Origin of the sequence: Hydrogenophaga defluvii (genome assembly GCF_042665235.1) — a bacterium.
Classification (GTDB): Bacteria; Pseudomonadota; Gammaproteobacteria; order Burkholderiales; family Burkholderiaceae_C; genus Hydrogenophaga; species Hydrogenophaga defluvii_A.
Genome location: NZ_JBHTBZ010000007.1, coordinates 1 through 23,275 on the forward strand (window position 1 = coordinate 1; position 23,275 = coordinate 23,275).

The following is a 23,275-nucleotide window of genomic DNA, read 5'->3' on the forward strand; positions in this document are numbered from 1 at the left end:
GCGACATTTTTGTGCACGACGCCTTTGGCACCGCCCACCGCGCCGAGGGCACCACCTACGGCATCGCCGAAACAGCGCCCATCGCCTGCGCCGGCCCGTTGCTGGCGGCTGAGATGGATGCGATTGCCGCTGCCTTGCAAGCGCCCAAGCGTCCACTGGTGGCCATCGTGGCCGGCTCTAAGGTGTCCACCAAACTCACCATCCTGCAAAGCCTGGCCAAAAACGTGGACGGCCTGATCGTGGGCGGCGGCATCGCCAACACCTTCATGCTGGCCGCCGGCCTGAAGATTGGCAAAAGCCTGGCGGAGCCAGACCTGGTGGGTCAGGCCAAGGCCGTCATCGACGCCATGGCCGCGCGCGGTGCGGCCGTGCCCATTCCCACCGATGTGGTGACGGCCAAGGCCTTTGCGGCCGACGCGCCGGCCACGGTCAAGAAGGCCACCGAGGTGGCCGACGACGACCTGATCCTGGACATTGGACCCGAAACAGCCGCTCTGCTGGCCCAGCAGCTCAAGGCGGCCGGCACCGTTGTGTGGAACGGCCCGGTGGGGGTGTTCGAGTTTCCGGCGTTCGAGAACGGCACCCAGGTCTTGGCACAGGCGATTGCCGATTCCAGCGCTTTCAGCATTGCCGGCGGCGGCGACACGCTGGCGGCCATTGCCAAGTACGGCATCGAGAAGGACGTGGGTTACATCTCCACCGGCGGCGGCGCCTTTCTGGAGGTGCTGGAGGGCAAGACGCTGCCGGCGTTTGAGGTGCTGGCGCGCAGGGCGGGATAAGCCCCCACGCGCCGCCGCTGCGCGGGTCGCGGCCCCCCCGGGGTGTTCGCCTTGGGGCGGCCCGGCGGCGAAACTGACGCACAAAAACAACCGTGCTTGCACTGCGCAACGCCCGCGCCAGAAATTGCTTGTGAACGGCATTGATTACGAACAGAATTAACAATCCGTTCATCCGTGGTTACATATGACCTGTGGGCCACGGCTGCATTTCAGCACCAGGAGGGACGCATGAAAATTTCCAAAGCCGTCGGTGTGACGGCAATCGCCGGCCTGTTGGCCACCCTGGCGGGTTGCGCGAATTCGCCCATTCCGCTGGCCCAGAACTTCGAGCTGACCTCGCAATACAAAGTGCGATCGGCCGGCCATTGGGATCTGGTGTCCAAAGACGTGGTGAGCCAGACCGCAGCCACCCTGGACAAAGCCGGCACGGGCAGCACGCCGGTGTACGTGCGTTTGCCGGCCAAGCCCAGCGCATTCGACCACGGCTTTCGCGAGTTCCTCATCACCAAGATGGTGCAAGGTGGCAAGCAGGTGCTGACCACCCCCAACCCCCAGGCGATGGAGGTGAGCTACCAAACCCAGGTGGTGCGCCACAACAGCCCGCGCCCCCATTTCATCCCCGGCGGCTTCACCATGTTGGCCGGCGGCCTGATGGCGGCCTATGGCCTGCGCCTGGAGCACATGGACACCAAACTGGTGGGCACACTGATTGGCACGGGCGCGTTGGACTACGCCAACAGCGTCAATTCGGGCGGCCCCACCGCGACCGAACTGATCCTGACCACCACCGTCACCCGCGGTGGCCAGTATGTGGCGCGCAAGACCGATGTGTACTACCTTGAAAACGTGGACGCTCCCCTGTTCATGAACACCGCCATGCAGAACATGAACTACAAGGTGGTGTCGCAATGAGCAAACGTTTTGTGCTTGCGACGGTGGCCGCCGCCGTGTTGTCGGCCTGCTCCAGCCCCGCTCCGGTGCGCACCGAACCCACCTACGACGAAGCGGCCAAAAGCGCCTTCATCGTCAGCAGCCAGAGCGCCATCGACAAGTTGCTGGCGGGCGTCAACCGCGAGTCCATTGGCCAGTCGCCGGTGCTGGTGGCCACGGTGGTCAACGTCAACGACCTTTCGCGCGCTGCGCCGCTGGGCCGCACCCTGTCGGAGCAGTACGCTTCGCAGATGGTGGCCAGTGGCCTGCATGTGAAGGAAATCAAGTTGCGCGGCGATGTGTTCGTGAAGGAAGGTGCGGGCGAACTGCTGCTGTCGCGCGAAATCAAGGACATCGCCAAGTCGCACAACGCCTCCATGGTGCTGGTGGGCACCTACTCGACCGCCGCCAGCTTCACCTACGTGAGCCTGAAGCTGGTGCGCACGGAGGACGGCCGCATCCTCAACGGCCACGACTACGCCCTGCCCAACGACCGCGACGTGCAACGCCTGCTGGCCGTGCAACGCTGACGGCGTGTTGGCGCACCAACAGCAAGGGGGCCCTCGGGCCCCCTTTGTTTTGGGTGGTCAGAACCGCATCAAGGCCTCATGCGGCCGAGGGCAGCGCCATGGGACCGGTCGCCCGGCCACGGAAGTCGGTCCAGCACTGGCGCGTGAAGTCGTACAACTTGCAGGCACGGGCGGTGTCGAAATACCAGCCCCAAGAAAACGGTTGCACGATGATGCGCTCGGGCAACAGGTGCTCCAGCGTCTTCTGGGCTTCTTTCAGGCGGTACAGCGGGATGCTCATGTCCACGTGGTGGGCGGTGTGCTCCATGATGTGGTGGACCAGCGCGCCTATGCGCAGCGGGAAGGTGAGGTGCACGGTGGTGGACACAAACGGCTGGGCGCGTTGCCAAGCGGCGCGTTCGTTGTGCCACTTCACGCGCACGTGGGTGTGGTGGCCGTAGATGACAAAACCCACCATGTGGAACCAGAACACCAGCGGCAACACCACGCCACACAGCAGCAGCAAAGCCACCGACTGCCCGGTGGCCAGGGCCAGGGCGGTGATGGCTGCGGCCCACAACAGGGCGAAACCACTGACCAGCAGGCAGTCTTTGGTGAAGATGGACCGGTGCGTACCGCCCGACTGCGCCGGACTGGGGAACATCATCTTTTTCCACCAGATTTCAACCATGTAATAGACGCCTGGCCCCCAGCCACTGCGGTACAGGCGCTCCAAGGCGCGGCGCGCTGGCGGCAAGGCCTGGTATTCCTCTTGTGTGAGCGGCGCCCAGACGAAGTCCACACCTTTGAGGTTGGTGAAGCCATGGTGCACCACGTTGTGGCCCATGTCCCACAGGCTGTAGGCGGTCAGCGAGGGCAGGAAGGCGATGCGGCCCAGCCACTTGTTCAGGCGGCGGTGCGGCGTGAGGCTCTGGTGGCAGGCGTCGTGGCCAATGATGAAGAGGCGCCCGATGACAAAACCGGTGGCCAGGCCACACAAGGCCTTGAGCCAGACCGCATCGGCCAGCACCACGCCAGCCAGCAGGCCCAGCCACAAGGTGTAATCCAGCGCCAGCAGCCAGAAGGCGCGCCAAGTGACCCGTTCGGACAAGGGGATCAGCCAGGAGCGAATGACCTTGCGGTGGGGCAGCGGCTCGTCCGGGCTCAAGGGCGCGGGCAATTCTGCAGCAGTTGTATCACTTGAATGGTTCATGGCAAAACGCGGCCAACCCGCGTTGGAGATCAAACAAACCCGACGATGCTAGCCCGCGCACGGTGTCCAACATTTGACGCAGATCGAAAACTGTGCGTTTTGAACCACGTCCGCAGGCGGGTACCAACCGGCGGCGTTCAGGAGTCGAACCAGTCCGGGTCGTTGGCCACCTTGGCCAACTCTTCGCTGAGCACCTTGTTCATCTGCGCAAACAGGATGAGCTTGCGCGTGGTTTCCCGCAGTGTGTCGGCCATGCGCTTGGAGATGGCCAGCAGCAAACGGGAACCCACCGCCGGATCGTCTTGCAAAAGCTGCAAAAAATCCGCCCGCGACAGCACCCCCACCAACATGTCGGTGTTGGCCACGCAACTGGCCGAACGGGGCCCACCGTCCAGCAACCCGAGTTCACCAATCAGGCTGCCCGGTCCCATGACCCGCACCACCAGGTGGTCGTCATCGTCTTGCAGCGAACTGTTGTGCACCGACAGATCGCCCTCCAGCACGAGCAGCATGTGGTCGTTGTGCACCGCCTCACCTTCACGCACAAACTCGCAGCCCGCTTCGATCACCCGGGGCTGCAGATAAGCCACGATCTTGATCGCGTCCTCCAGGCTCAAGGTCTGCAACGCCGTCGGCGTGACCAACAGCCGCGCGGCGCGTTCGTCAGCGTTCATGTCAGGAGAGTGGTCTTCGACAGCCATGGCAGGTCCCCTGGTCATTCTCGCAGCCATCTGGCGCCAGCGTGCAAGGTTTACATACAACCCGCCCGAGGCGTGAAACCACCATGTAACTCGCCGCGCAGATAATGGAAACTTGATTACAACAACCCCTGACGGGACGGAGACACACATGCCGCAGCGCGCCACCAAAATTGTTGCCACCCTGGGCCCCGCGTCCAGCGACCCGGCCTTGCTGGAACAGATGATCCGACACGGCGTCAACGTGGTGCGGCTGAACTTCTCGCACGGCAAGGCCCAAGACCACATCGACCGCGCCAACCTGGTGCGCCAGGCCGCACAGCGCGCCGGCCGCGAGGTGGGCATCATGGCCGACCTGCAAGGCCCCAAGATCCGCGTCGGCAAATTTGCCGAAGGCAAGGTGATGCTGGAAAACGGCGCGCCCTTTGTGCTGGACGCCGAACGCACCGAACCCGGCGACATCAACGGCGTGGGCCTGGACTACAAGGAACTGCCACGCGACGTGAAAGCCGGCGACCTGCTGCTGCTCAACGACGGCCTGATCGTTCTCACCGTGGAGCGGGTGATGGGCCCGGCGGTGCACACCACCGTCAAGGTAGGGGGCGAGTTGTCCAACAACAAAGGCATCAACAAGATGGGTGGCGGCCTGACGGCACCGGCCCTCACCGCCAAGGACATGGACGACATCCGCACCGCCATGTCCTTCAAGGCCGACTACGTGGCCGTGAGCTTTCCCAAAACCGCCACCGACATGGAGCTGGCCCGCCAGCTCTGCAACGTGGCCTGCAGCGACGGCCACCGCCCAGGGCTGATCGCCAAGATCGAGCGCGCCGAGGCCATCCCTGAACTGGAAAACATCCTGCGCGTGTCCGACGGCATCATGGTGGCGCGTGGCGATCTGGCGGTGGAAGTGGGCAACGCCACCGTGCCCGCGCTGCAAAAACGCATGATCAAGCTGGCCCGTGAGATGGACAAGGTGGTCATCACCGCCACCCAGATGATGGAGAGCATGATCCTGGCGCCCGTGCCCACCCGCGCCGAAGTGAGCGACGTGGCCAACGCCGTGCTCGATGGCACCGACGCCGTGATGCTCAGCGCCGAAACCGCTGCCGGCAAATACCCGCTGGAGACGGTGATGGAAATGGCCAAGATCTGCGAGGCGGCGGAAAAAGCCCACCACCACGACATCGAGTCCGACTTCACCGGCAAGACCTTCGGCCGCATCGACCAGTCCATCGCCATGGGCGCGCTGTTCACCGCCCACCACCTGGGCGCCAAAGCCATCGTGGCACTCACCGAGTCGGGCTCCACCGCGCTGTGGATGAGCCGCCACGACGTCAAGATGCCCATCTACGCGCTCACCCCAAAGCTCGCCACACAGCGCAAGCTCACGCTCTACCGCAACGTGCGCCCCCTGCTCATGGACACCAGCGCCGACCGCGACACGGCCCTGGCCGACGCCGAGCGGCACCTGAAAAAACGCGGCATCGTGCAGTCGGGCGACGTGTACGCCATCACCTGCGGCGAGCCCATGGGTGCGCCCGGTGGCACCAACATGCTCAAGATTTGTAAGGTGGGGTGAATCCGGCTCAAAGGCACACGCAGCGGTAAAATCGTGCCCAGTTACCACGCGGTTACCAGCCCCCCGCGCCACGCGGCCGGACACAAGCTGCCGCAGGCCCCTGTTCTTTGAACCACCCCTCCAGGAGATTTCCATGGCGCTCGTTTCCATGCGCGAACTGCTCGACCACGCGGCCGAGAACGGTTACGGCATTCCCGCTTTCAACGTCAACAACCTGGAGCAGGTGCAGGCCGTGATGGCAGCGGCTGACGAGGTGGGCGCTCCTGTCATCCTGCAAGCCAGCGCTGGCGCACGCAAGTACGCGGGCGAGCCCTTCATCAAACACCTGATCCAGGCCGCCGCCGAGATGTACCCCCACATCCCGCTGGTGATGCACCAGGACCACGGCACCAGCCCCAAGATCTGCGCTGGCGCCATCGATCTGGGCTTTGGCTCGGTGATGATGGACGGCTCTTTGCGTGAAGACGGCAAAACCCCGGCCGACTTCGCCTACAACGTGGAAGTCACGCGCGCCGTGGTGGACATGGCGCACAAGGTGGGCGTCACCGTCGAGGGCGAACTGGGCTGCCTGGGCAACCTGGAAACCGGTGATGCCGGCGAGGAAGACGGCATTGGCGCCGAAGGCAAACTGGACCACAGCCAAATGCTGACCGACCCCGAGGAAGCGGCCCAGTTCGTCAAAGCCACGCAGCTGGATGCGCTGGCCATCGCCATTGGCACCAGCCATGGCGCCTACAAGTTCAGCCGCCCGCCCACCGGCGACATCCTGGCGATTTCGCGCGTGAAGGAAATCCACAAGCGCATCCCCAACACCCACTTGGTGATGCACGGTTCCTCCTCGGTGCCGCAAGCGCTGTTGGCCATCATCAACCAGTACGGCGGCAAGATGAAGGAAACCTACGGCGTGCCGGTGTCCGAGATCCAGGAAGCCATCAAACATGGCGTGCGCAAGATCAACATCGACACCGACATCCGTCTCGCGATGACCGGCGCGGTGCGCAAGTTCCTGGCCGAGAACCCCGAAAAGTTCGACGCCCGCGAGTGGCTCAAACCCGCCCGCGAAGCCGCCAAAGCGGTGTGCAAGCAGCGCTACCTGGAGTTCGGCTGCGAAGGCCAGGGCGCCAAGATCCAAGGCAAAGGCCTGCAGGTCATGGCCACCCAATACGCCGCCGGCACGCTGGCCCAGGTGGTGAACTGAAACCCCTGGTTTGCCCCGTCTGTGAAGGCCCGCACACGCGGGCCTTTGTGTCTGTGGGCGCGCGCAGCTACCAGCGCTGCGAAGACTGCGAGGCGACCTTTCTTGACCCCACCCACTTCCTCGACGCGGACAGCGAACGCACCGAGTACGAACAGCACCAGAACCTGCCGGGCGATCCCGGCTACGTCCGCTTCCTGAGCCAGGTGGTCCAACCCTTGCTGGCGCGCCTGCCGCCGTACAGCCGTGGGCTCGATTACGGTTGTGGCCCCGGCCCGGTGCTGGCGCTCATGCTGCGCGAAGCCGGCCACACCGTGGCGCTGTACGACCCGTTTTTCCACCCCAACACGGCGCCACTGCAATCCCGCCACGACTTCATCACCTGCACCGAAGTGATCGAACACTTCCACGCGCCGGCTCAGGAATTCCGGCGCCTGGACGCCCTGCTCCAACCCGGCGGCTGGCTGGCGCTGATGACCTGCTTCCAGACCGACGACGCCCGTTTTGCCCAATGGCACTACCGGCGCGATCCGACCCATGTGGTCTTCTACCGCGAGGCCACGCTGGCCCACCTCGCACGCCGCCACGGCTGGCGCATGGAAGTGCCCACGCGCAACGTGGCGCTGATGCACAAGCCCCTGCAGGCGCATCCCCGATAATCTCGGGCTCCCCCAGCCCGATGCCCACACCGCCATGACCGCTGCCTCCGCCGTCCACACCTCCTCCATCACCTCGCTGCCGCTGCTGGCCCGCGGCAAGGTGCGCGACAACTACGCCGTGGGCGACGACCGCATCCTGATGGTGGCCTCCGACCGCATCAGCGCTTTCGACGTCATCATGGGCGAACCCATTCCGGGCAAGGGCGCGCTGCTGACGCAGATGGCGCTGTTCTGGTTCGACAAGCTGGGCCACATCTGCCCCAACCACCTCACCGGCGACGCGCCAGAAAGCGTGGTGACCCCCGCCGAAGTGCCCCAGGTGACCGGTCGCTCCATGCTGGTCAAGCGCCTCAAGCCCATTCCGGTGGAGGCCGTGGTGCGTGGCTACCTGGCCGGCAGCGGCTGGAAGGAGTACCAGGAGAACCGCCAGGTGTGTGGTGTGCCCCTGCCCGAGGGCCTGACCAACGCCGCCAAGCTGCCCGAGCCCATCTACACCCCGGCCGCCAAGGCCGAAGTGGGCGAACACGACGAGAACATCACCTTCGAGAAGACGGTGGAGATGATTGGCCTGGACCTGGCCACCCGCATCCGTGACATCAGCATCGCCATCTACAAGGCCGCCGCTGAGATCGCTGCGAGCAAGGGCATCATCATTGCCGACACCAAGTTCGAATTTGGCCTCGACAAGGACGGCACCCTGGTGCTGATGGACGAGGTGCTCACGCCCGACTCCTCGCGTTACTGGCCCGCCGAAGGCTACGCACAAGCCCTGGCCGAGGGCAAGAACCCGCCCAGCTACGACAAGCAGTACCTGCGTGACTGGCTGGAGCAGGCCACAGTGGATGGCAAACCTTGGGACAAAACCGCACCTGCACCAGCGCTACCGGCCGAGGTGGTGGACCAGACCTTCGCCAAATACCAGGAAGCGCTGCAGCGGCTGACCGCGTGAGTTCAGGCGTACCGGGGCGTGTCTTCGTCAGCCTCACCCGGCAACAGTTCGGCGAGCAGCATCGCGCTCACCTCGTCGGCCGGCAGGGCTTTGGCGTACAGCCAGCCCTGGAACACCTCGCAGTGGTGCTGCCGGAGAAAACGCAGCTGCCCTTCCGTCTCCACCCCCTCAGCCACCACCGGCAGGCCCAGGGTGTGGGCCAGCGCGATCACGGCCCGCACCAGGGTGGCGTCGTCTGGTCGGCTCATGATGTGGCGCGTGAATTCGCGGTCGATCTTGAGGCGCGACACCGGCAACAAGCGCAGGTAGGACAGGGACGAATAACCCGTGCCGAAATCATCCAGCGCAATGCTGACGCCGAGGGCGCGCAAGCGCAGCAACACCTCGCGCGCCATGTCCGGGTCGGCCATGGCCTCGGTCTCCGTGATCTCCAGTTCCAGCATGTCCGGCTGCGTGCCGTGCTGCGCCATCAACTGCGCCAGCCTGTCCACCAAGTCGGTCTGACGAAACTGCTGCGCCGACAGATTGACCGAAATCCGCACCGGGGTGCCGGCCCGCGCCCATTGGGCCGATTGTCGGCAGGCGGTGTCGAGCACCCAGTCGCCCAGGGTTTGAATGAGCCCGCTGCACACCGCCACCGGAATGAAGCGTTCCGGCGAAATCGGCCCCAGCTCGGGGTCGTGCCAGCGCAGCAAAGCCTCCACCCCCACGATGCCACCGCCAGCCACGGCCACCTGGGGCTGGTAGTGCAGTTCCAGCCCGCCACGGTCCATGGCCTGCTTGAGGCGGTCGTGCAGCTGGTTTTTTTCGGCCAACGCCTGGCTCATGTGGGGTTCGTAGGCGGCCCACACCCCCCGGCCCCGGCCTTTGGCGGCGTACATGGCCATGTCGGCGTAGCGCATCAGGGTTTCGGTGTCTTGCGCATCTGAGGGGTAACAGGCCAACCCGATGCTGGCGCCCAGGCTGACCTCACAACCCTGCAGCCGGCAGGGCGCCGACAGCAAGCGTTGCAGTTTTTCGGCCACCTGCTGCGCATGGGTCAGCGAGGGCAGCTCGGGCAACAACACGGTGAACTCGTCGCCACCCAGGCGCGACAGCACGTCGCCCGCGCGCAATGCCCCGCGCAAGCGACGCGCCACCTCCATCAGCACCTGATCGCCCACGGCATGGCCGTGCGCATCGTTGATGCCCTTGAAGTCGTCCAGATCGAGCAGCAGCAAGGCCAGCGGTCGGTCGCTGCGGTTGGCGCGCTGTATGGCCTGCTCGAAGTGTTGCCCAAACATCCAGCGATTGGCCAGGCCGGTGAGGCTGTCGTGGGTGGCCTGGTACTGCATGTCGTCCTGCAGGCGGCGCACCTCGGTCATGTCGCGGATGAACACCACCGCTGCCGGTTCACCCGCCACGCTGCAATGCCCCAGTGCAATATCAACCGGCACCATGGTGCCGTCGTTGCGCATGAGCTGCAGTTGGCGCACCAGCCCCATGGGCCGCGCCACGGGCTGCACAAAATACCCGGCCATCAGGTCGGCGTGTTTGGCGCGCATGCGCTCTGGCATGAACATGTTGACCGAGCGGCCCTCCATCTCGGCGCGGCTGTAGCCACTCAACACCTCCATGGCCGGGTTGGCCTTCAGGATGAGACCCTGTGCATCCACCATCAACACCCCATCGGGGGCGGCGTCGATGGCCGTGCGCTCCAGGGGCTCGACGTGTTCGCTGCGCACCTCAAGCCCCCTGCCGAAAAACCGAGGCGGCCTCGTCCAGCCGCTGTGCCTGCTCGCTCAGCGCGCGGCTCAAGCCAGCGTTGTGCTGCACCTGGGCGGCGTTCTCCTGGGTCATTTGCTCCAGCCGGTTCAGCGCCACGTTGATCTGCGCCACGCCACCGGCCTGCTCGCTGCTGGCCACGCGTATCGATGCCATCATGGACGCCAATCGTTCGACCGTGCCCACCGCGTCTGACATCGCGTCACCGGCACCCGACACCGCACGCGCGCCGGCGTCCACCTGGCTGGCCGACGCCTCGATGAGCTGCTTGATCTCCTTGGCCGCATCGGCGCTCCGGATGGACAAGGCGCGCACCTCCGCAGCCACAACCGCAAAACCCTTGCCGTGTTCACCGGCCCGCGCGGCCTCCACCGCCGCGTTCAGCGCGAGAATGTTGGTCTGGAAGGCAATGCCGTCAATCAGTGCCGTGATGTCGGCCACCCGCTGGCTGGCGTGGGCGATGCCGGCCATGTTGGCGCGTGCCTGCGCCACCATGTCGGCGCTGCGGGCCGCTGCGGTCACCGCGTGGCTGGCCAGGTCGGCCGCTTCCTGCGCCGTTTCGCTGTTGGCCTGTATGGTGGTGGCCAGCTGCTCGGTGGCGGCGGCGGTTTCCTCCAGGCTTGCGGCGGCGTCGCTGGTGCGTCTGGCCAGCTCCTCGTTGCCCTGCTGCAAATCCTGCGCGCCTTCACTGACCCGCACCGATTTGCCCTGGATGTCGCTCACCAGGGACACCAGGTTCAACCCTGCCTGCTCAATGCTGCGCATGAGGCAGCCGATTTCGTCGGCCCGACCGGAGAACAGCGAACGCGCCTTCTGGCCGCTGGCCACCGCCCGCGCCTCTGTCAGCAACTGCGCCATGGGTCGGTGCACGGCCACACGCAACCACCACACGACCAACAACATGGTCAACGTCCAGACCGCAGCCGCCAGGCCGGCACCGGCACCGCCCTGCTGCGTCAGCACCTGGGCGCTGCCCATCAGCCAGAGACCCAGCACGCCCAGGCGCATGCGGGCGGCGAGAGGAACAAACTTCCAGCGCGACGCCAGCTGCCACCAGCCATGGCGCACCACATGCCCACGCTGCAAGCCCAGGCGTGGGTCTCCGTTGCACAGGCGCTGGTAGATGCGCTCGTGCTGCTCCACCTCGGCGGTGTCGGGCCGGGTGCGCACAGACAGGTAGCCCACCACCTCACCGTCACGGCGTATGGGGGAGGCGTTGGCCCGCACCCAGTAGTGGTCGCCGTCCTTGCGCCGGTTTTTCACCAGCGCCGTCCAAGGGTGACCTTGTTGCACCGTGCGCCACATGTCGGCAAAAGCACCCTCGGGCATGTCGGGGTGACGAACCAGGTTGTGGGCCTTGCCATACAGCTCCTCGCGCTCGAAGCCGCTGCAGTGAATGAACGAGTCGTTGGCGTAGGTGATGCGGCCCTTCAGATCGGTGGTGGACAGCAGCGTGTCGCCCTCGCTCAGAGGGAACTCGCGCTGCGAAACGTAACCGTTGTCTCTCATCTTTGTCCTTGCAAATCGGCGCCGGGCCTGGGCGCGGCGAATGGACCCACATCGCAAAATGATTCTGCGGTGACAGGTCGGTATCAACCAGATCTGGCAGGACAAGAAAGTCAAAGATCAACAGAGAATGTGATGAATTTCACATTGTTGTGGGTTCGGATGTCGTTTGAAGCATGACCGTTTGCGTCAGATCAAGGACAACCCAACGGTGGGGTCGCCTCAAGCGGGGTCGGTCAGCGTCTTCAATTGCGGCAGGTGCAGTTCGCAATAGGTGCGCCCCAGCCGCGTGATGTGGCCATCGTTTTCCAGCGCGCCCATGGCCCGCGCCACCGACTCCCGGGTCACACCCAGCAGCTCGGCCAGCACCACATGCCCTGGGAGGCGGATTCTTTCGGACTTCTGTTGTGCCCCCATCGCCACCAGCGCGGCGGCCAACTGGGTGCGCACGCCCGGCAGGCGGGTCACACGGGCCCAATCGGCCAAGATGCTGAGGGTGCGGAACACCGCTTCGCCCAAGGGGCGGCGAAACTCAGGGTCGTCCATCACGCCCAACCGCTCCAGGCTGGCCACGTCCAGCTCGCACGTGCGGGTGTCGGACATGGCGATGACGGTCAATGGGTTGGGAAACCCGACCAGGCGGGACGCACCGGTGACCTGACCAGGTGCGGCAATGGCCACGGGCACGCTGGCACGGCCAGACTCGTCCCGGTACATGAGGGCGGAACCGGACTTGATGACCCGCAGCACGCCGGCCTCTTCGCCCTGGCGCTGCAAGACCTGGCCGCGACGGAACGCACACTCGGTCACGTGGGGCAACACCTGCGCGACCAGGGCGTCGGGCAGCTTGCCCAGTGGGCAGCCCGACTGCGTTGCACAGTCCACGCAGTGGGTGCGCCGCATCGGTTTGTCAGGCAATACACGCAAGGGAAACGACATGGACGCGCTCATGGGGCGGTGTTGCCGCCGGTCAGCAAGGGCCGGAAAGGGCGGATTCTGACCAAGAACGGGGCCACTGATCGGTCTTGTCCAAAACTTTGGCACCCCTTGTGACATGCGTCACTCATCAGATCACCAGACTTCTGGCCGCCGAACGCGCAACTGTTCACCCTGGGCTGCTCCGCACAAACGCCTGCATGCCCTCGATGAGCAGCCGCAAGCGCAGCAGCTCCTTGGACCGGTCGTAACGCGGCACCCAGGTTGCCAGCCGCGACACCCGCTGCAGGCGCGGCAGCAGGTGACGCAGAAAACCACGCAGGTCCAGCGCCGGATCTTGGGCTTCGTAGGCATCCAGCACCGCCAACACCGCGGGCGCCCCCAAGGGCAACACCCAACGCGCGAGCGACATCACCAGTTGCAACACGTCGTAGATCTGGCAGGCGTGCAGCGGCATGGCCGGGAACAGGCGCTCTTCAAAATCCAGCCGCGCAAAGTGTTCGCCGTCCCAGGTGATGTTGCGTATCTGAGCCCCGCCGTGCCAATGCCCCCGGGCGTGAAACCGCGCCAGATCGGCGCTCACCGCACACATCAGGGCCAGGTGCTCGGCGGCCGGCAGGCGCTGCAGGCATTCGTCCACCGTCGGGCCGACGTCGCCCAGGCTCAGGCGCCGGCCGTCGAACGCCAGCACCGCGGGCACCTGTTCGCCCGCCTGCGCCAGCTGCTGCAGCCGTTCGTGCTCGAAGGCCAGCAATTCGGTACCGCTGGCCTGGCGCACCGCGGCCCACGGCACCGGCACGCCCAGAAAATGGGCCATGCACCAGGCAGCCACGGCCTTGCCCGTGCTGCGCAGCGGGCGTTCGGCGGTCTTGGTCCAGACCTTGTCGGAGCGGCGAAACGTGGGCAGGGTGGGTGTCAAAGTGGGCGGATTATGCAAGACGCCCTTATGGCACAAGTCGAGACGCCCTGCCTCGGCACGGGCATGGCCCCAAGCCGTAGCATCTGGCCATGACCACTCCCTCTCTTTTTGAACCGACCACCGTGGGCGCCTGGCGCCTGAGCAACCGTGCCGTGATGGCGCCACTGACGCGCAACCGCGCACCCGGCCAGTTGCCCACCGCCGACATGGCCCTGTACTACGCCCAGCGGGCCCACCCGCAGGATGGCGCCGGGCTGAGCATCAGCGAAGCCACGCCCATCTCGCCCCAGGGCCACGGCTACGCCGACACCCCGGGCCTGCACAGCGAGGCCCAGGTGGCCGCTTGGCGTCCGGTCACCGACGCGGTGCACGCGCGCGGTGGCCACATCGTGACGCAGCTGTGGCACGTGGGCCGCATCTCGCATGTGGACCTTCAGCCCGCTGGCCAGCCGCCAGTGGCTCCGTCGGCCATTGCCGCCAAGGCCAAAACCTACCTGATCAAACCGGAAGGCGGCGGTTTCTTCGATGTGTCACCCCCGCGCGCCTTGGCGCTGGACGAGCTGCCGGGCATCGTGGACGACTACCGCCAGGCCAGCCGCCGCGCACGCGACGCCGGGTTTGACGGTGTCGAAATCCACGCGGCCAACGGCTACCTGCTCGACCAGTTCCTGCGCAGCGGCAGCAACCAGCGCACCGACACCTACGGCGGCAGCATTGAAAACCGTGCCCGCCTGCTGCTGGAGGTGATGGCTGCGGTGGTGGACGAAATCGGCGGTGACCGCGTGGGCGTGCGCCTGTCGCCTGTGACCGCCGCCAACGACGCCAACGACGCCAACCCGCAGCCGCTGTTCGAACACGTGGTGCGCCAGCTGGCCCCCCTGGGCCTCGCCTATGTGCATGTGATCGAAGGGCAGACCGGTGGCGCGCGTGATTTCCAGCAAGGCGACATCCCCTTCGACTACGCCGCTTTGCGCACCATCTACCGTGCTGCTGGCGGCCAGGGTGCCTGGATGGTGAACAACGGCTACAGCGCCGACCTGGCCCAACAGGCGCTGGACAGCGGTGCCGATCTGGTGGCTTTTGGCCGGGGCTTCATCGCCAACCCCGACCTGACCCGCCGGCTGCGCGAAGGCTTGCCGCTCAACGAACTGCAGCGCGCCACGCTGTACGGTGGCGGCGCCCAGGGCTACACCGACTACCCGCTGGCGGCCTGATCAGTCCCAGTTTTTGGCGCGCACCGCCGCCGCCACCGCGTCGGCCAGCAGCTCGTGCCCGTAGGGCGTGGGATGGAAGCTGTCGGAATAGAGGTAGGTTTTCCACCAGTTGGCGCCACCACTCACGCCGGCCGGGAGGTTGGCGGACAAGGCCGAGGCGGTGCAGGTGAGGAAGTTGTAGCTGGGCAAGCCATCGCTGCCCACACCCACCACCGGGCAAGCGGTGTCCACCGCGTTGGTGAGGCCGTACTTGCCCGGGTTGGCTACCTGGTCGGTCAAGGTCGCGTAGAAATCGACCACGGCCACCTGGGCGTTGCCGGCGAAGCGGCTGGCCAAGCGGGTGTTGAACGCCACAATCCACTGCCGAATGAGGCCCTGCGCCTGTTGCGCGGCGGCCGCGCCAGCCTGTTGCGTGACACCGGCCAGCACAGCCTGGAAACGCGGGGTGAGGGTGATGTCGGGCAGGTTCAGCACCACCACCTTGCTCGCACCCTTGTCCAGAGCGGAAGCTTTGATGCTGTCGTGGAACGTGTCGGCCAGCGCCTGCATGTAGGTGCCCCCGGCCTGCTCCGGACCACCCAGCTGACCCAACAGCGCGTCCACCGTGGCGGCAGGCAACAAGGAGATCAACAAGGCACGGTAGGTCACCTGGCCCTGAGCGGTGGTGGCGCCCAGATAAGCGCCCGCCAAGTCGGCGGCGTCGTTGCCGCCACCGTCCACCAGCAGCAAGTCGGTGCTCTTGTAGCTGCCGTGCACTTGTGCCGCCTGCTGCAGTTGCAGGGTGATGGAGCGCGGGTCTTGCGGGTTGCCCACGTTGTGGATGCGCCCGCCACCCACGGCGTAGTTGGTACACCCCGCTTGCACCGTGGCCGCCTGTGTGAGCGGGTTGACACGGTTGTAAGCGCACAAGGCGTCGGCATCTGACAGCTCTTGCGCCACCAACTCCGGCCAGATCGGGGTGGAGCCCGCCCCCGTGCCTGCGCTGCCCTGCACCGTGAACTTGAGACCAAAAGTGCCGCTGTCGGCCAGGCTGTCGCCCATGACCTTGACGGACGTGATGGCGGGATCGCCACCCCCACAAGCGGCCAGCAGCAAAGCGGTGGCCAACGCAGCCAGATGCAGTCGAAATTTCACACGTGTCTCCTGAGGGTTGGGCACCAGTGCCAAGACCGCCCATCTTCTGAGGCCAGCACAGGCAGGGGCATAGGGCAAACACCCAGGAGCAAGTGCCTTTGTCGCGCGCGCGACAAAAAAGGGGCTCAGGCCTTGTCGCGCGCGCCCCACCAGCGCCCCAAACCCCAGGCCATCACCGCATCCATCACACCGGCCAACACCAGGGCCAGGGCCACCAAGGGCGCCACCTCGGGCGCAAAAAAAGTGGGTTGGATCAGCCAGATGGCCAGGCCTGCCAGGACCATGACACCCGCTGCCGCGCCCAACACCCACTGCACCAGGCGGCGCCCGCGCTGTGCCGCTGCCAATGCGTCCCGAGGCGGTGGAGGCGAACCCGACACACCCCGTTCTTCGGGAGGGCGAAAATCCACGGTCATGACCATCTCCTGGCGGGTGACAAGCCGCCATTTCAGCACAGCCTTTTCAACATGAACAGCATCGCCCCGCTTCTCGACATCGCCGATCTGCACTTTGCCTACGCGCCCGACGTGGTGGTGTTCAAAGCCTGGTCTGCCCAGGTGGCGCCGGGCTTGACGGTGGTCTGTGGCGACGAAAGCAGCGGCAAGACCACGCTGCTGCGCCTGCTGGCCGGGGAGCTGCAAGGACGCGGCGAGATCACGCTGAACGGCGCGCCCTTGCGCACCCAGGATGTGTTCTGGCAAAACCCGCGCGACGCGCCCGATGACACCACCGCCAGCACCTACCTCGCAGCCCAGGCCCAGCGCTGGTCCACCTGGGACGAAGCTGCGGCACAGCGCCATGTCGATGGCCTTTCGCTGCGCGAGCACCTGCACAAGCCCTTCTTCGCGTTGTCCACCGGCGGGCGGCGCAAGGTATGGCTGGCGGCGGCGCTGGCCTCGGGCGCGCCGCTCACGCTGATGGACGAGGTGTTTGCCGCACTGGACACACCCTCGATACGCTACCTGGGCGAGGCGCTGACACAGGCAGCCGGCTCCCCTGAGCGCTGGCTGCTGGCGGCGCATTGGGACGTGTTGCCTGGTGTGCCCGAAGACCAGGTGCTCGAGCTGCAAAGGCCCTGACAGGAGCGCCTAAGAAGAGGCCCGGGCGTTGCGCAAACGCCGACACAAGGTCTGGATGATGGCGCGCGACACCTCGGCGTCTTCGCTCATCAACAGGTCCAGGTCCTGGTCGGTCAAGCGCAGCAGCAGCGCGTCCTGGGTGGCGCGCACCTGCGCCGAGCGGGGCTCTGGGTCCAGCGCGGCCATTTCGCCCACCACGTCGCGTTCACCCATCAAGGCCACCCGCTGGCCACCCACCACCACCTCCAGCTCACCGCTGGCAATGACGTACAGCGACGTGCCCAGTTCGCCCTCCTCAAACAGCACCTCGCCCGCGCGCAGGTGGACCTCGGTGGCCGAGGCGGCCACCCCCACCAAAAACGCCTCGCGCACGCCAGCGAACAAGGAGACGCTGCGCAGCACCAGCATTTTTTCGATCGTCAACATGGCGGGTCTTTCTCCAAGAGGTGGGCAGGCCTTGGCCACCCAGGCCAGGATGTCGGGCATTAGGCTGTCGTCGGTCTGGGGCACCTGCACCACGGCAGGTGGGCCGCCCTCGCGAGCGCCTAGGTAAGCGGCGGCGGCACGTGCGAAAGGTGACAAGCGCGGCTCGGCGGCCAGCGACCACAGCAGAGGAGCGATCGCCCCGCTGGGCGGCAGCACATCGGGCACCAGGCGTGCCGCGCGTTCCGCCATGCCCTCAGGCTCAAGCAAATCCAGCAAGCGTCGCTTGAGCGCCACCGGCAAGGTGTTGTCCAGCATCTCGATGACGTAGGCGCGCCGGGCCGGGTCGCCTTTTTCGTAATGCGCCAGCGCCTCGTGCACGTCAAAACTGTGGGTGATGAGGCCGAGCCAGCAAAAACAGGTCTGCACCGACAACGCCACATCTTCGGCCAGCACGCTGCGCAGTGCTGCCAATTCTGAGCGGGCAGACCCCAGTTGGCGCCATGCGCCCAAGGCCGCAACGGCGTGCTCCACCTCATCGAGCACACGCCCGCGATGTGCCTCGGCCAGGTCGGGCGGCAAGCGGTGTCGGCGCAACCAGAGGGCGCGCAAGGCGCGCAGGGACACGGCGCGCGACGGGTCGTCCAGTTGCACCACCAGCCGTGCATCGCCAGCCGGTCCGGACATGCGGCGGTGCACGTCCACCAGGGCCAGGCGGGTCGAAACCTGCAAGCCAGGACGTTGGCGAAGCGCATCCAGGGCAGGCAACACGTCTTCGCCCACGCGCGCGAGCGCAGCCACCGCCGCGCGTTGCAACCCAGGACGGCCCAATGCCTCCGCCATCGCCGGCCAGAGCTTGGGCGCCGCCACCACGCCAGCCGCCTGCAGCGCGGCGGCCGCCACAGCGGGGTCGGCATCGGCGATCAGCACCAGCAGAGGCCGGTAGAACTGCACCGAGCCCACCAACCCCATCACCTGGGCCGCGCGACGGCGGCGGTTGGCGTCAGGCGACTGCTGGTCGGCCAGCAGGTGCGGTCCGGCGAGCAACACCCCCTCCACGCCACCGTGGCGGATGAGCCCAACGCGCGCGCCCAGCGCCAGGGCATCGTCCGGGTGGTCCAGCCAGGCGGCCACCTCGGTCCATTGGTCATCGCCCAAAGCCGCGAGGGCCTGCACCCAGGCACTTCGCACGCTGGCATCGGCCTCTGCCGCCAAGGCTTGGCGCAACAGCAGGGGCGGCACGGCGGTGCGCCCGTTTTCGATGCGGGACGCCAGCGCCCGCCGCACCTCGGGCGCGGTGTGCTGCAAGAGGCTGGTCACCTCGGCGTCGGTTAGACCCTCGTCGATGCCGTCCAGCAAGGACAGGCTGTAGAGCACCTCACCCGCGCGGGCGCTGCGCAAGCCCTGGCGCAACAGCTGCCGCGACTGAGCATCGTCTAGCGAGAGCCGTTCTACCGACACCCGCCGCCCCGCCAGTGCAGTGCGCAGACTGCTCAGGTAACCCCGGTACTGCACCGCCACCAGCCCGGCCCAGACACACGTCACCGCCAGGATGACGGCGGTGATGCCCACGGCACCAAAACCCAGGCCCTGGATGAGTGCGAACAGCAGCAGACCCGCCAAACCGCCCGATAGGGGCTCAACCATGCCCTCCAGCCCGGCCTGCACTCGCAGGCGCTGCCGTGCCGGCAAGGGCTGGAACAGGGTCACGAAGGTGGTCTTGTCCAAGGTATAGCGGAACGACTGGTCGATCACCTTGTTGCCCACGACCAGCCAAAACAGCACGTCGGCCGGGCCACCCAGCCCGCCCATCAGCACGGTGGCCAACGCCCCCAGCAACAACAGCAAAGGCAAGGTCAGCAGGCCGCCACGCACCCCGAAACGCCGCAGCAGCCAAGGCGCGAGCAGCACGCTGCAAACCAGACTGACGGCGCCCATCACCGCCGAATACAGCCCCAGGAACGACGCCATGGCGTGCTCATCGGGGAAACGTTTGTCCAACTCAACGTAAAACGCGTTGTCGACGAAAAAGTAGGCCATCTGCCCCACCAGCACCAGCACCACCAGCACGCGCACATAAGGGTCTTTCCACCAGGGGTGGCCCGTGGCTACTGCAGCGTCGGCCTGCGCTTCTTGCGAAGGCACCAGCGGCGCGTGGTGGCGCAGGATGTGGAGCACCAGCCAGATGCCCACGGCCGCCCCCACCGCGGACAACAGGAACAGATCGGCGGGCGACAGCCAGCGCAGCAGCCAAGGCGTGCTGAGCCCGCAGACGATGATGGCCACCGGCTCGCCCGCACTCACAAAACCGAACAGGCGTTTGCCCTGGCGCAGCGTCATGAGCTGGTTGGCCAGCCCCCACAGCAGCAGCGAAGACAACACGAACTCGATTTCGAAGTAGACGATGCTGGCGCCCGCCACCAGCGGGATGCCTGCCCCCACCCCTTGGTGAAAGGCCACCAGGGCCACAATTTGTGAACCCAGCGTGGCCACCATGAGCCGGCCCAGCACGAGGTGGCGCTCGGCCTGCAGGTAGAGGTAGCCGGCCAGCGGCACACACAAGGCTTCCGCCAGGTAGGCCCACGGCAGGGCGGCCGCTCCGTAGGTTTCAATGAACAGAGCGTGCGCAGCGGTCTGCGTGTAGACCCTGGGCACGCCCGAAATGAAAAACGAAAAGAGGAACAGCAGCAGCGTCAGCCGCAGCTCATCGCTGAGGCCAGCGACGCCACGCCGCCGCACGGGCGTGACTTCGGTGTCAGCGGCCGGCATGGGGACGGAGGTGTCCGGCCGTGAGCGGGGTGGCGGCGTTCATCGGGGCTCCTCCATCAGGGCCTGTTCAGACCGGGCTGTCGATGCGAATCCAGGTCGTCTTGGTTTCGGTGTACTTGTCGAAGGCGTGCAGCGATTTGTCGCGACCCACACCACTCTGCTTGAAGCCCCCAAAGGGCACGGTGATGTCGTCCTCGTCGTACTGGTTGACGTGCACCGTGCCGGCACGCAGCGCGCGGGCCACGCCGTGGGCCTTGTTGATGTCGCGCGTCCAGACGCCGGCCTGCAGGCCATAGATGGTCTGGTTGGCCTGGCGCACCACGTCGGCCACGTCGTTGAAACCCAGCACGCTGAGCACCGGGCCGAAGATCTCTTCGCGCGCGATGGTCATGTCGTTCTTCACGCCGGCAAAAATGGTGGGGCGCACGTAGCAGCCACCCCGCACCGGCTCGGCGGTGGTGCCGCCGGTGAGCAGCGCCGCGCCTTCGCTTTTGCCCGCCTCGATGTAACGCATCACCGTGTTGAGTTGCGTCTGGTCCACCACGGCGCCCATGACGGTGGCCTTGTCCAGCGGGTTGCCCGGCTCGTATTGCGGCACCAGCGCCAAGGCCTTTTCCAGGAAGCGCTCGCGGATGCTGTCTTCCACGAACAGGCGCGAGGGCGCGTTGCAGCTTTCGCCCTGGTTGAAGAAGATGCTGCCCACGGCGGCCTCGACCGCGCGGTCGAGGTTGGGGCAATCGGCGAACACGATGTTGGGCGATTTGCCGCCCAGCTCGGTCCAGGCGCGCTTGAGGTTGCTTTGCCCGGCCATCACGTGGATGTGTTTGCCCACGCGGGTGCTGCCGGTGAAGGCGATGCAGTCCACGTCCATGTGCAAGGCCAGGGGGCTGCCGGCCTCGGGACCAAAGCCGGGCACCACGTTGAACACGCCGGGCGGGATGCCGGCGGCCAGCGCCAGCTCGGCCAGGCGCAGCGCGGTGAGCGGCGATTTTTCGCTGGGCTTGAGCACCACCGAGTTGCCCGCCGCCAGGGCCGGCGCGATCTTCCACGCGGCCATGATCATGGGGTAGTTCCAGGGCACGATGATGCCCACCACACCCACCGGCTCGCGGGTGATGAGGGCCAGACCGGTGGCGGGCGTGGGCGCGATCTCGTCGTACACCTTGTCCACCGCCTCGCCGTACCAGCGGATGCAGTTGGCCGCGCTGTTCACGTCCACGCCCTTGGCGTATTTCACGGGCTTGCCCATGTCCAGGGTTTCGGTGAGGGCCAGCTCGTCGGCATGGGCCAGCAGCAGGTCGGCGAACTTGATCATCACGCGCTTGCGCTGCGCGGGCGCCAGGCCAGCCCAGCGGCGGTCTTCGAAGGCGGTGCGCGCGGCGGCCACGGCGGCATCGACGTCGGCCTCGGTGCAACGGGCCACCTGGGTCAGCAGGCGGCCATCCACCGGCGACAGGCAGTCGAAGGCGGCGCCGCTGCGGGCGGCCACACGCTCGCCGTTGATGAAAGCGCGGCCGTCGAAGGTGATGGTCTGGTCAGTGAGCTGGGAAGTCATCGCGAAAGTCTCTGGGATGGGGTGTCTGGGGTCAAGTCGGGCGGGCAAGTGGACGCTTGGGGAAGTCCACAAATGGCACCTCGCAGCGCCCGAAAAACCAACGGGGCGACCAAGGCCGCCCCGTTGTTTCAGGCAAGCACCTGGTTGGCGTCAGAACTGGAACACGATGGCGCCGCCAACAAGCACGTTGCTCTTCTTGTACAGGCCCGTCTTGCTGTCGAGGAAGACGTTGCCGTTGGCGCGGTCGTAGCGCACCTCGAACTTGAGCGAGGTGTTGTCGTTGAGCAGGTAGTTCAGACCGGTGGACAAGGCGTAGCGGTTCACGCCGCGTGTCGGGTCGATGGCCATGCCGGTGCTGTTGTCGATACTGGGGCCAAAGCCGCTGATGCTGTCGATGTAGGTGCCGGTGCCGTTGTCCTCCAGCGAAGCGCCGTACACACCGCCACCGTTTTTGCGGTTGTTCAGGTAATCCAGGCGCACCAGGGCTTGCAGGCGCGGGGTGAGCTTGTAGCCGGCCAGGCCCGACAGGCCCCACCACTTGGCGTCGCCGTTGGAGGCGCCGTTTTTGTAGCGGCCGTAGCTGACCTGCCCCCGGTACGACCAGTCACCGCGGTCGTGCCAGGCATCGAACTCCAGCATGTCGAAGCGGTTGTTGCCGTACTCGCGACCGTCTTTACCGTGCACACCCGAGAAGCCGATGCCGGAGAACTCGGACAGCTCCATGTCGGCCCGGTAGGCAAAACCCGGCGACTTGCCACGGGCACCATCCACGTTGCCCACCATCCACTTGGCTTCCCAATCGCCTATCACGTAGGACATGCCGGCGCCGGTGTAGTTGCTGGCGGCGGAGAAATCGAACAGCAGGTTGTGCGTGACCAGCGGGTTCTCGTGCGCGAAGGTGGCTTCGTAGCCACTGAAGTCGGGGATCAGGCCGCCGTACAGGCGGGTGGTGCCGTCGGCATTCATGGGCACCGACACCGAGGCCTCGTGCACCAGCCCGCCCGAACTCTTGGGCGTCAGGCGCAGCTTCCACTGCGTGCCTTCTTCCGTTTCCTTGCCGAACTCGATCATGGCCTGGCCAAAAGCGGAGTCGAAGAAATTGAAGCGGTCGTTGTCGCGCATGAGCACAAAATCGGACTCGTTGGCGCGCTGGGTGTGGATGAAGGTCGGATCGACCACGGCCTTCACCGTCAGGCCCTTCATGCCGCTGAGCACGGCGTTGTCGTCGGCCACGTCCAGCTGCTGCTGGATGCGGGTGACGGCCTGCGAATCGCCGGTGGCCTTTTGCTGCACCTGCTCCACCTTGGCCTGCAAGGCCTGGAGCTGGGCCTGCAAGGCCTGGATTTGTTGCAGCAGTTCGGCGTTGCTCTGGGCGTGTGCGCCCAGGCAGGGCATGGCGGCGGCCATGGCGATCAGCAAGGTCTTCTTGTTCATTCTCATGGGCTTCTCCTAGGGTTTTGAC

At 66.1% G+C, this 23,275-nt stretch carries 20 protein-coding genes; 9 read left to right on the plus strand and 11 right to left on the minus strand.

All coding sequences use genetic code 11. The annotated features are described in order from the left end of the window. From pgk to ACFQU0_RS02750, 3 genes are all read left to right on the plus strand, one after another. Positions 1-779 (plus strand): phosphoglycerate kinase (pgk, locus tag ACFQU0_RS02740; protein WP_382198587.1); only part of this gene is annotated, 779 nt, incomplete at its 5' end. Between the two features lie 228 nt (positions 780-1,007). Beyond that, complete coding sequence (locus ACFQU0_RS02745) at positions 1,008-1,691, plus strand: hypothetical protein (RefSeq protein ID WP_382198588.1); 684 nt, start codon at positions 1,008-1,010, stop codon at positions 1,689-1,691. After that, positions 1,688-2,239, plus strand: a complete 552-nt coding sequence (locus ACFQU0_RS02750; RefSeq protein WP_382198589.1) for a FlgO family outer membrane protein — start codon at positions 1,688-1,690, stop codon at positions 2,237-2,239. The genes ACFQU0_RS02745 and ACFQU0_RS02750 overlap by 4 nt, the downstream gene beginning before the upstream one ends. 76 nt (positions 2,240-2,315) lie before the next feature. Here the strand turns inward: ACFQU0_RS02750 and ACFQU0_RS02755 are convergent, their stop codons facing one another. Beyond that, on the minus strand, positions 2,316-3,431 hold the full coding sequence (locus ACFQU0_RS02755) for a fatty acid desaturase (RefSeq protein ID WP_382198590.1): 1,116 nt from the start codon (positions 3,429-3,431) through the stop codon (positions 2,316-2,318). 137 nt (positions 3,432-3,568) lie between these two features. Further along, positions 3,569-4,132, minus strand: coding sequence for a cyclic nucleotide-binding domain-containing protein (locus ACFQU0_RS02760; RefSeq protein ID WP_382198591.1), 564 nt, complete (start codon positions 4,130-4,132; stop codon positions 3,569-3,571). 148 nt (positions 4,133-4,280) lie between these two features. Here ACFQU0_RS02760 and pyk point away from each other — a divergent pair, with 148 nt between their 5' ends. The 4 genes from pyk (at position 4,281) to ACFQU0_RS02780 (ending at position 8,514) form a co-directional block, all read left to right on the plus strand. Then, positions 4,281-5,711, plus strand: coding sequence for a pyruvate kinase (gene pyk / locus ACFQU0_RS02765; RefSeq protein WP_382198592.1), 1,431 nt, complete (start codon positions 4,281-4,283; stop codon positions 5,709-5,711). Positions 5,712-5,844: 133 nt separating this feature from the next. After that, positions 5,845-6,909 carry a class II fructose-bisphosphate aldolase gene (fba, locus tag ACFQU0_RS02770; protein WP_382198593.1) on the plus strand — a complete coding sequence of 355 codons (1,065 nt, stop codon included), beginning with the start codon at positions 5,845-5,847 and terminating at the stop codon, positions 6,907-6,909. A 47-nt stretch (positions 6,910-6,956) separates the two neighbouring features. Then, positions 6,957-7,565, plus strand: a complete 609-nt coding sequence (locus ACFQU0_RS02775) for a class I SAM-dependent methyltransferase (RefSeq protein WP_382198594.1) — start codon at positions 6,957-6,959, stop codon at positions 7,563-7,565. Positions 7,566-7,599: 34 nt separating this feature from the next. Next, positions 7,600-8,514 carry a phosphoribosylaminoimidazolesuccinocarboxamide synthase gene (locus tag ACFQU0_RS02780; protein WP_382198595.1) on the plus strand — a complete coding sequence of 305 codons (915 nt, stop codon included), beginning with the start codon at positions 7,600-7,602 and terminating at the stop codon, positions 8,512-8,514. A gap of 2 nt (positions 8,515-8,516) precedes the next feature. On the opposite strand, the gene ACFQU0_RS02785 is transcribed toward ACFQU0_RS02780, so the two are convergent. From ACFQU0_RS02785 to ACFQU0_RS02800, 4 genes are all read right to left on the minus strand, one after another. Beyond that, a complete protein-coding gene (locus ACFQU0_RS02785) occupies positions 8,517-10,238 on the minus strand; it encodes a putative bifunctional diguanylate cyclase/phosphodiesterase (protein ID WP_382198596.1) in 1,722 nt (573 codons plus the stop codon). 1 nt (position 10,239) lies between these two features. Beyond that, a complete protein-coding gene (locus tag ACFQU0_RS02790; protein ID WP_382198597.1) occupies positions 10,240-11,787 on the minus strand; it encodes a methyl-accepting chemotaxis protein in 1,548 nt (515 codons plus the stop codon). Positions 11,788-12,006: 219 nt separating this feature from the next. Further along, entirely contained in the window at positions 12,007-12,723 is a 717-nt protein-coding gene (locus ACFQU0_RS02795; protein WP_382198598.1) for a Crp/Fnr family transcriptional regulator, read from the minus strand. 166 nt (positions 12,724-12,889) lie between these two features. After that, entirely contained in the window at positions 12,890-13,639 is a 750-nt protein-coding gene (locus ACFQU0_RS02800) for a BUD32 family EKC/KEOPS complex subunit (protein WP_382198599.1), read from the minus strand. Between the two features lie 89 nt (positions 13,640-13,728). Between ACFQU0_RS02800 and ACFQU0_RS02805 the strand changes: the two genes are divergently transcribed. Next, positions 13,729-14,853, plus strand: coding sequence for an alkene reductase (locus ACFQU0_RS02805; protein WP_382198600.1), 1,125 nt, complete (start codon positions 13,729-13,731; stop codon positions 14,851-14,853). On the opposite strand, the gene ACFQU0_RS02810 is transcribed toward ACFQU0_RS02805, so the two are convergent. Beyond that, the gene (locus ACFQU0_RS02810; RefSeq protein WP_382198601.1) at positions 14,854-15,987 is read right to left on the minus strand and encodes an SGNH/GDSL hydrolase family protein; all 1,134 of its coding nucleotides are present in this window, start codon (positions 15,985-15,987) and stop codon (positions 14,854-14,856) included. A gap of 125 nt (positions 15,988-16,112) precedes the next feature. Further along, positions 16,113-16,403 carry a hypothetical protein gene (locus ACFQU0_RS02815; RefSeq protein ID WP_382198602.1) on the minus strand — a complete coding sequence of 97 codons (291 nt, stop codon included), beginning with the start codon at positions 16,401-16,403 and terminating at the stop codon, positions 16,113-16,115. 51 nt (positions 16,404-16,454) lie between these two features. Here ACFQU0_RS02815 and ACFQU0_RS02820 point away from each other — a divergent pair, with 51 nt between their 5' ends. Continuing rightward, positions 16,455-17,066: an ABC transporter ATP-binding protein gene (locus ACFQU0_RS02820; protein ID WP_382198603.1), complete on the plus strand. Its 612-nt coding sequence runs from the start codon at positions 16,455-16,457 to the stop codon at positions 17,064-17,066. Between the two features lie 9 nt (positions 17,067-17,075). Here ACFQU0_RS02820 and ACFQU0_RS02825 read toward each other — a convergent pair whose 3' ends face one another. The 3 genes from ACFQU0_RS02825 to ACFQU0_RS02835 all read right to left on the minus strand — a co-directional run bounded on the left by ACFQU0_RS02825 (position 17,076) and on the right by ACFQU0_RS02835 (position 23,253). Beyond that, positions 17,076-20,258, minus strand: coding sequence for a cyclic nucleotide-binding domain-containing protein (locus tag ACFQU0_RS02825; RefSeq protein WP_382198604.1), 3,183 nt, complete (start codon positions 20,256-20,258; stop codon positions 17,076-17,078). 67 nt (positions 20,259-20,325) lie between these two features. Next, entirely contained in the window at positions 20,326-21,813 is a 1,488-nt protein-coding gene (locus ACFQU0_RS02830) for an aldehyde dehydrogenase (protein WP_382198605.1), read from the minus strand. Between the two features lie 150 nt (positions 21,814-21,963). Next, positions 21,964-23,253, minus strand: coding sequence for a DUF3138 family protein (locus tag ACFQU0_RS02835; protein WP_382198606.1), 1,290 nt, complete (start codon positions 23,251-23,253; stop codon positions 21,964-21,966). Positions 23,254-23,275: the final 22 nt, after the last annotated feature.

What these genes read in the sequence shown, in the direction of transcription:
- ACFQU0_RS02830 (WP_382198605.1), bottom strand. Translation starts at nt 21,813, where the DNA reads ATGACTTCCCAGCTCACTGACCAGACCATCACCTTCGACGGCCGCGCT.
- fba (WP_382198593.1), top strand. Translation starts at nt 5,845, where the DNA reads ATGGCGCTCGTTTCCATGCGCGAACTGCTCGACCACGCGGCCGAGAAC.
- ACFQU0_RS02755 (WP_382198590.1), bottom strand. Translation starts at nt 3,431, where the DNA reads ATGAACCATTCAAGTGATACAACTGCTGCAGAATTGCCCGCGCCCTTG.
- ACFQU0_RS02820 (WP_382198603.1), top strand. Translation starts at nt 16,455, where the DNA reads ATGAACAGCATCGCCCCGCTTCTCGACATCGCCGATCTGCACTTTGCC.
- pyk (WP_382198592.1), top strand. Translation starts at nt 4,281, where the DNA reads ATGCCGCAGCGCGCCACCAAAATTGTTGCCACCCTGGGCCCCGCGTCC.
- ACFQU0_RS02815 (WP_382198602.1), bottom strand. Translation starts at nt 16,403, where the DNA reads ATGACCGTGGATTTTCGCCCTCCCGAAGAACGGGGTGTGTCGGGTTCG.
- ACFQU0_RS02795 (WP_382198598.1), bottom strand. Translation starts at nt 12,723, where the DNA reads ATGTCGTTTCCCTTGCGTGTATTGCCTGACAAACCGATGCGGCGCACC.
- ACFQU0_RS02745 (WP_382198588.1), top strand. Translation starts at nt 1,008, where the DNA reads ATGAAAATTTCCAAAGCCGTCGGTGTGACGGCAATCGCCGGCCTGTTG.
- ACFQU0_RS02805 (WP_382198600.1), top strand. Translation starts at nt 13,729, where the DNA reads ATGACCACTCCCTCTCTTTTTGAACCGACCACCGTGGGCGCCTGGCGC.
- ACFQU0_RS02825 (WP_382198604.1), bottom strand. Translation starts at nt 20,258, where the DNA reads ATGCCGGCCGCTGACACCGAAGTCACGCCCGTGCGGCGGCGTGGCGTC.
- ACFQU0_RS02835 (WP_382198606.1), bottom strand. Translation starts at nt 23,253, where the DNA reads ATGAGAATGAACAAGAAGACCTTGCTGATCGCCATGGCCGCCGCCATG.
- ACFQU0_RS02750 (WP_382198589.1), top strand. Translation starts at nt 1,688, where the DNA reads ATGAGCAAACGTTTTGTGCTTGCGACGGTGGCCGCCGCCGTGTTGTCG.
- ACFQU0_RS02760 (WP_382198591.1), bottom strand. Translation starts at nt 4,132, where the DNA reads ATGGCTGTCGAAGACCACTCTCCTGACATGAACGCTGACGAACGCGCC.
- ACFQU0_RS02790 (WP_382198597.1), bottom strand. Translation starts at nt 11,787, where the DNA reads ATGAGAGACAACGGTTACGTTTCGCAGCGCGAGTTCCCTCTGAGCGAG.
- ACFQU0_RS02780 (WP_382198595.1), top strand. Translation starts at nt 7,600, where the DNA reads ATGACCGCTGCCTCCGCCGTCCACACCTCCTCCATCACCTCGCTGCCG.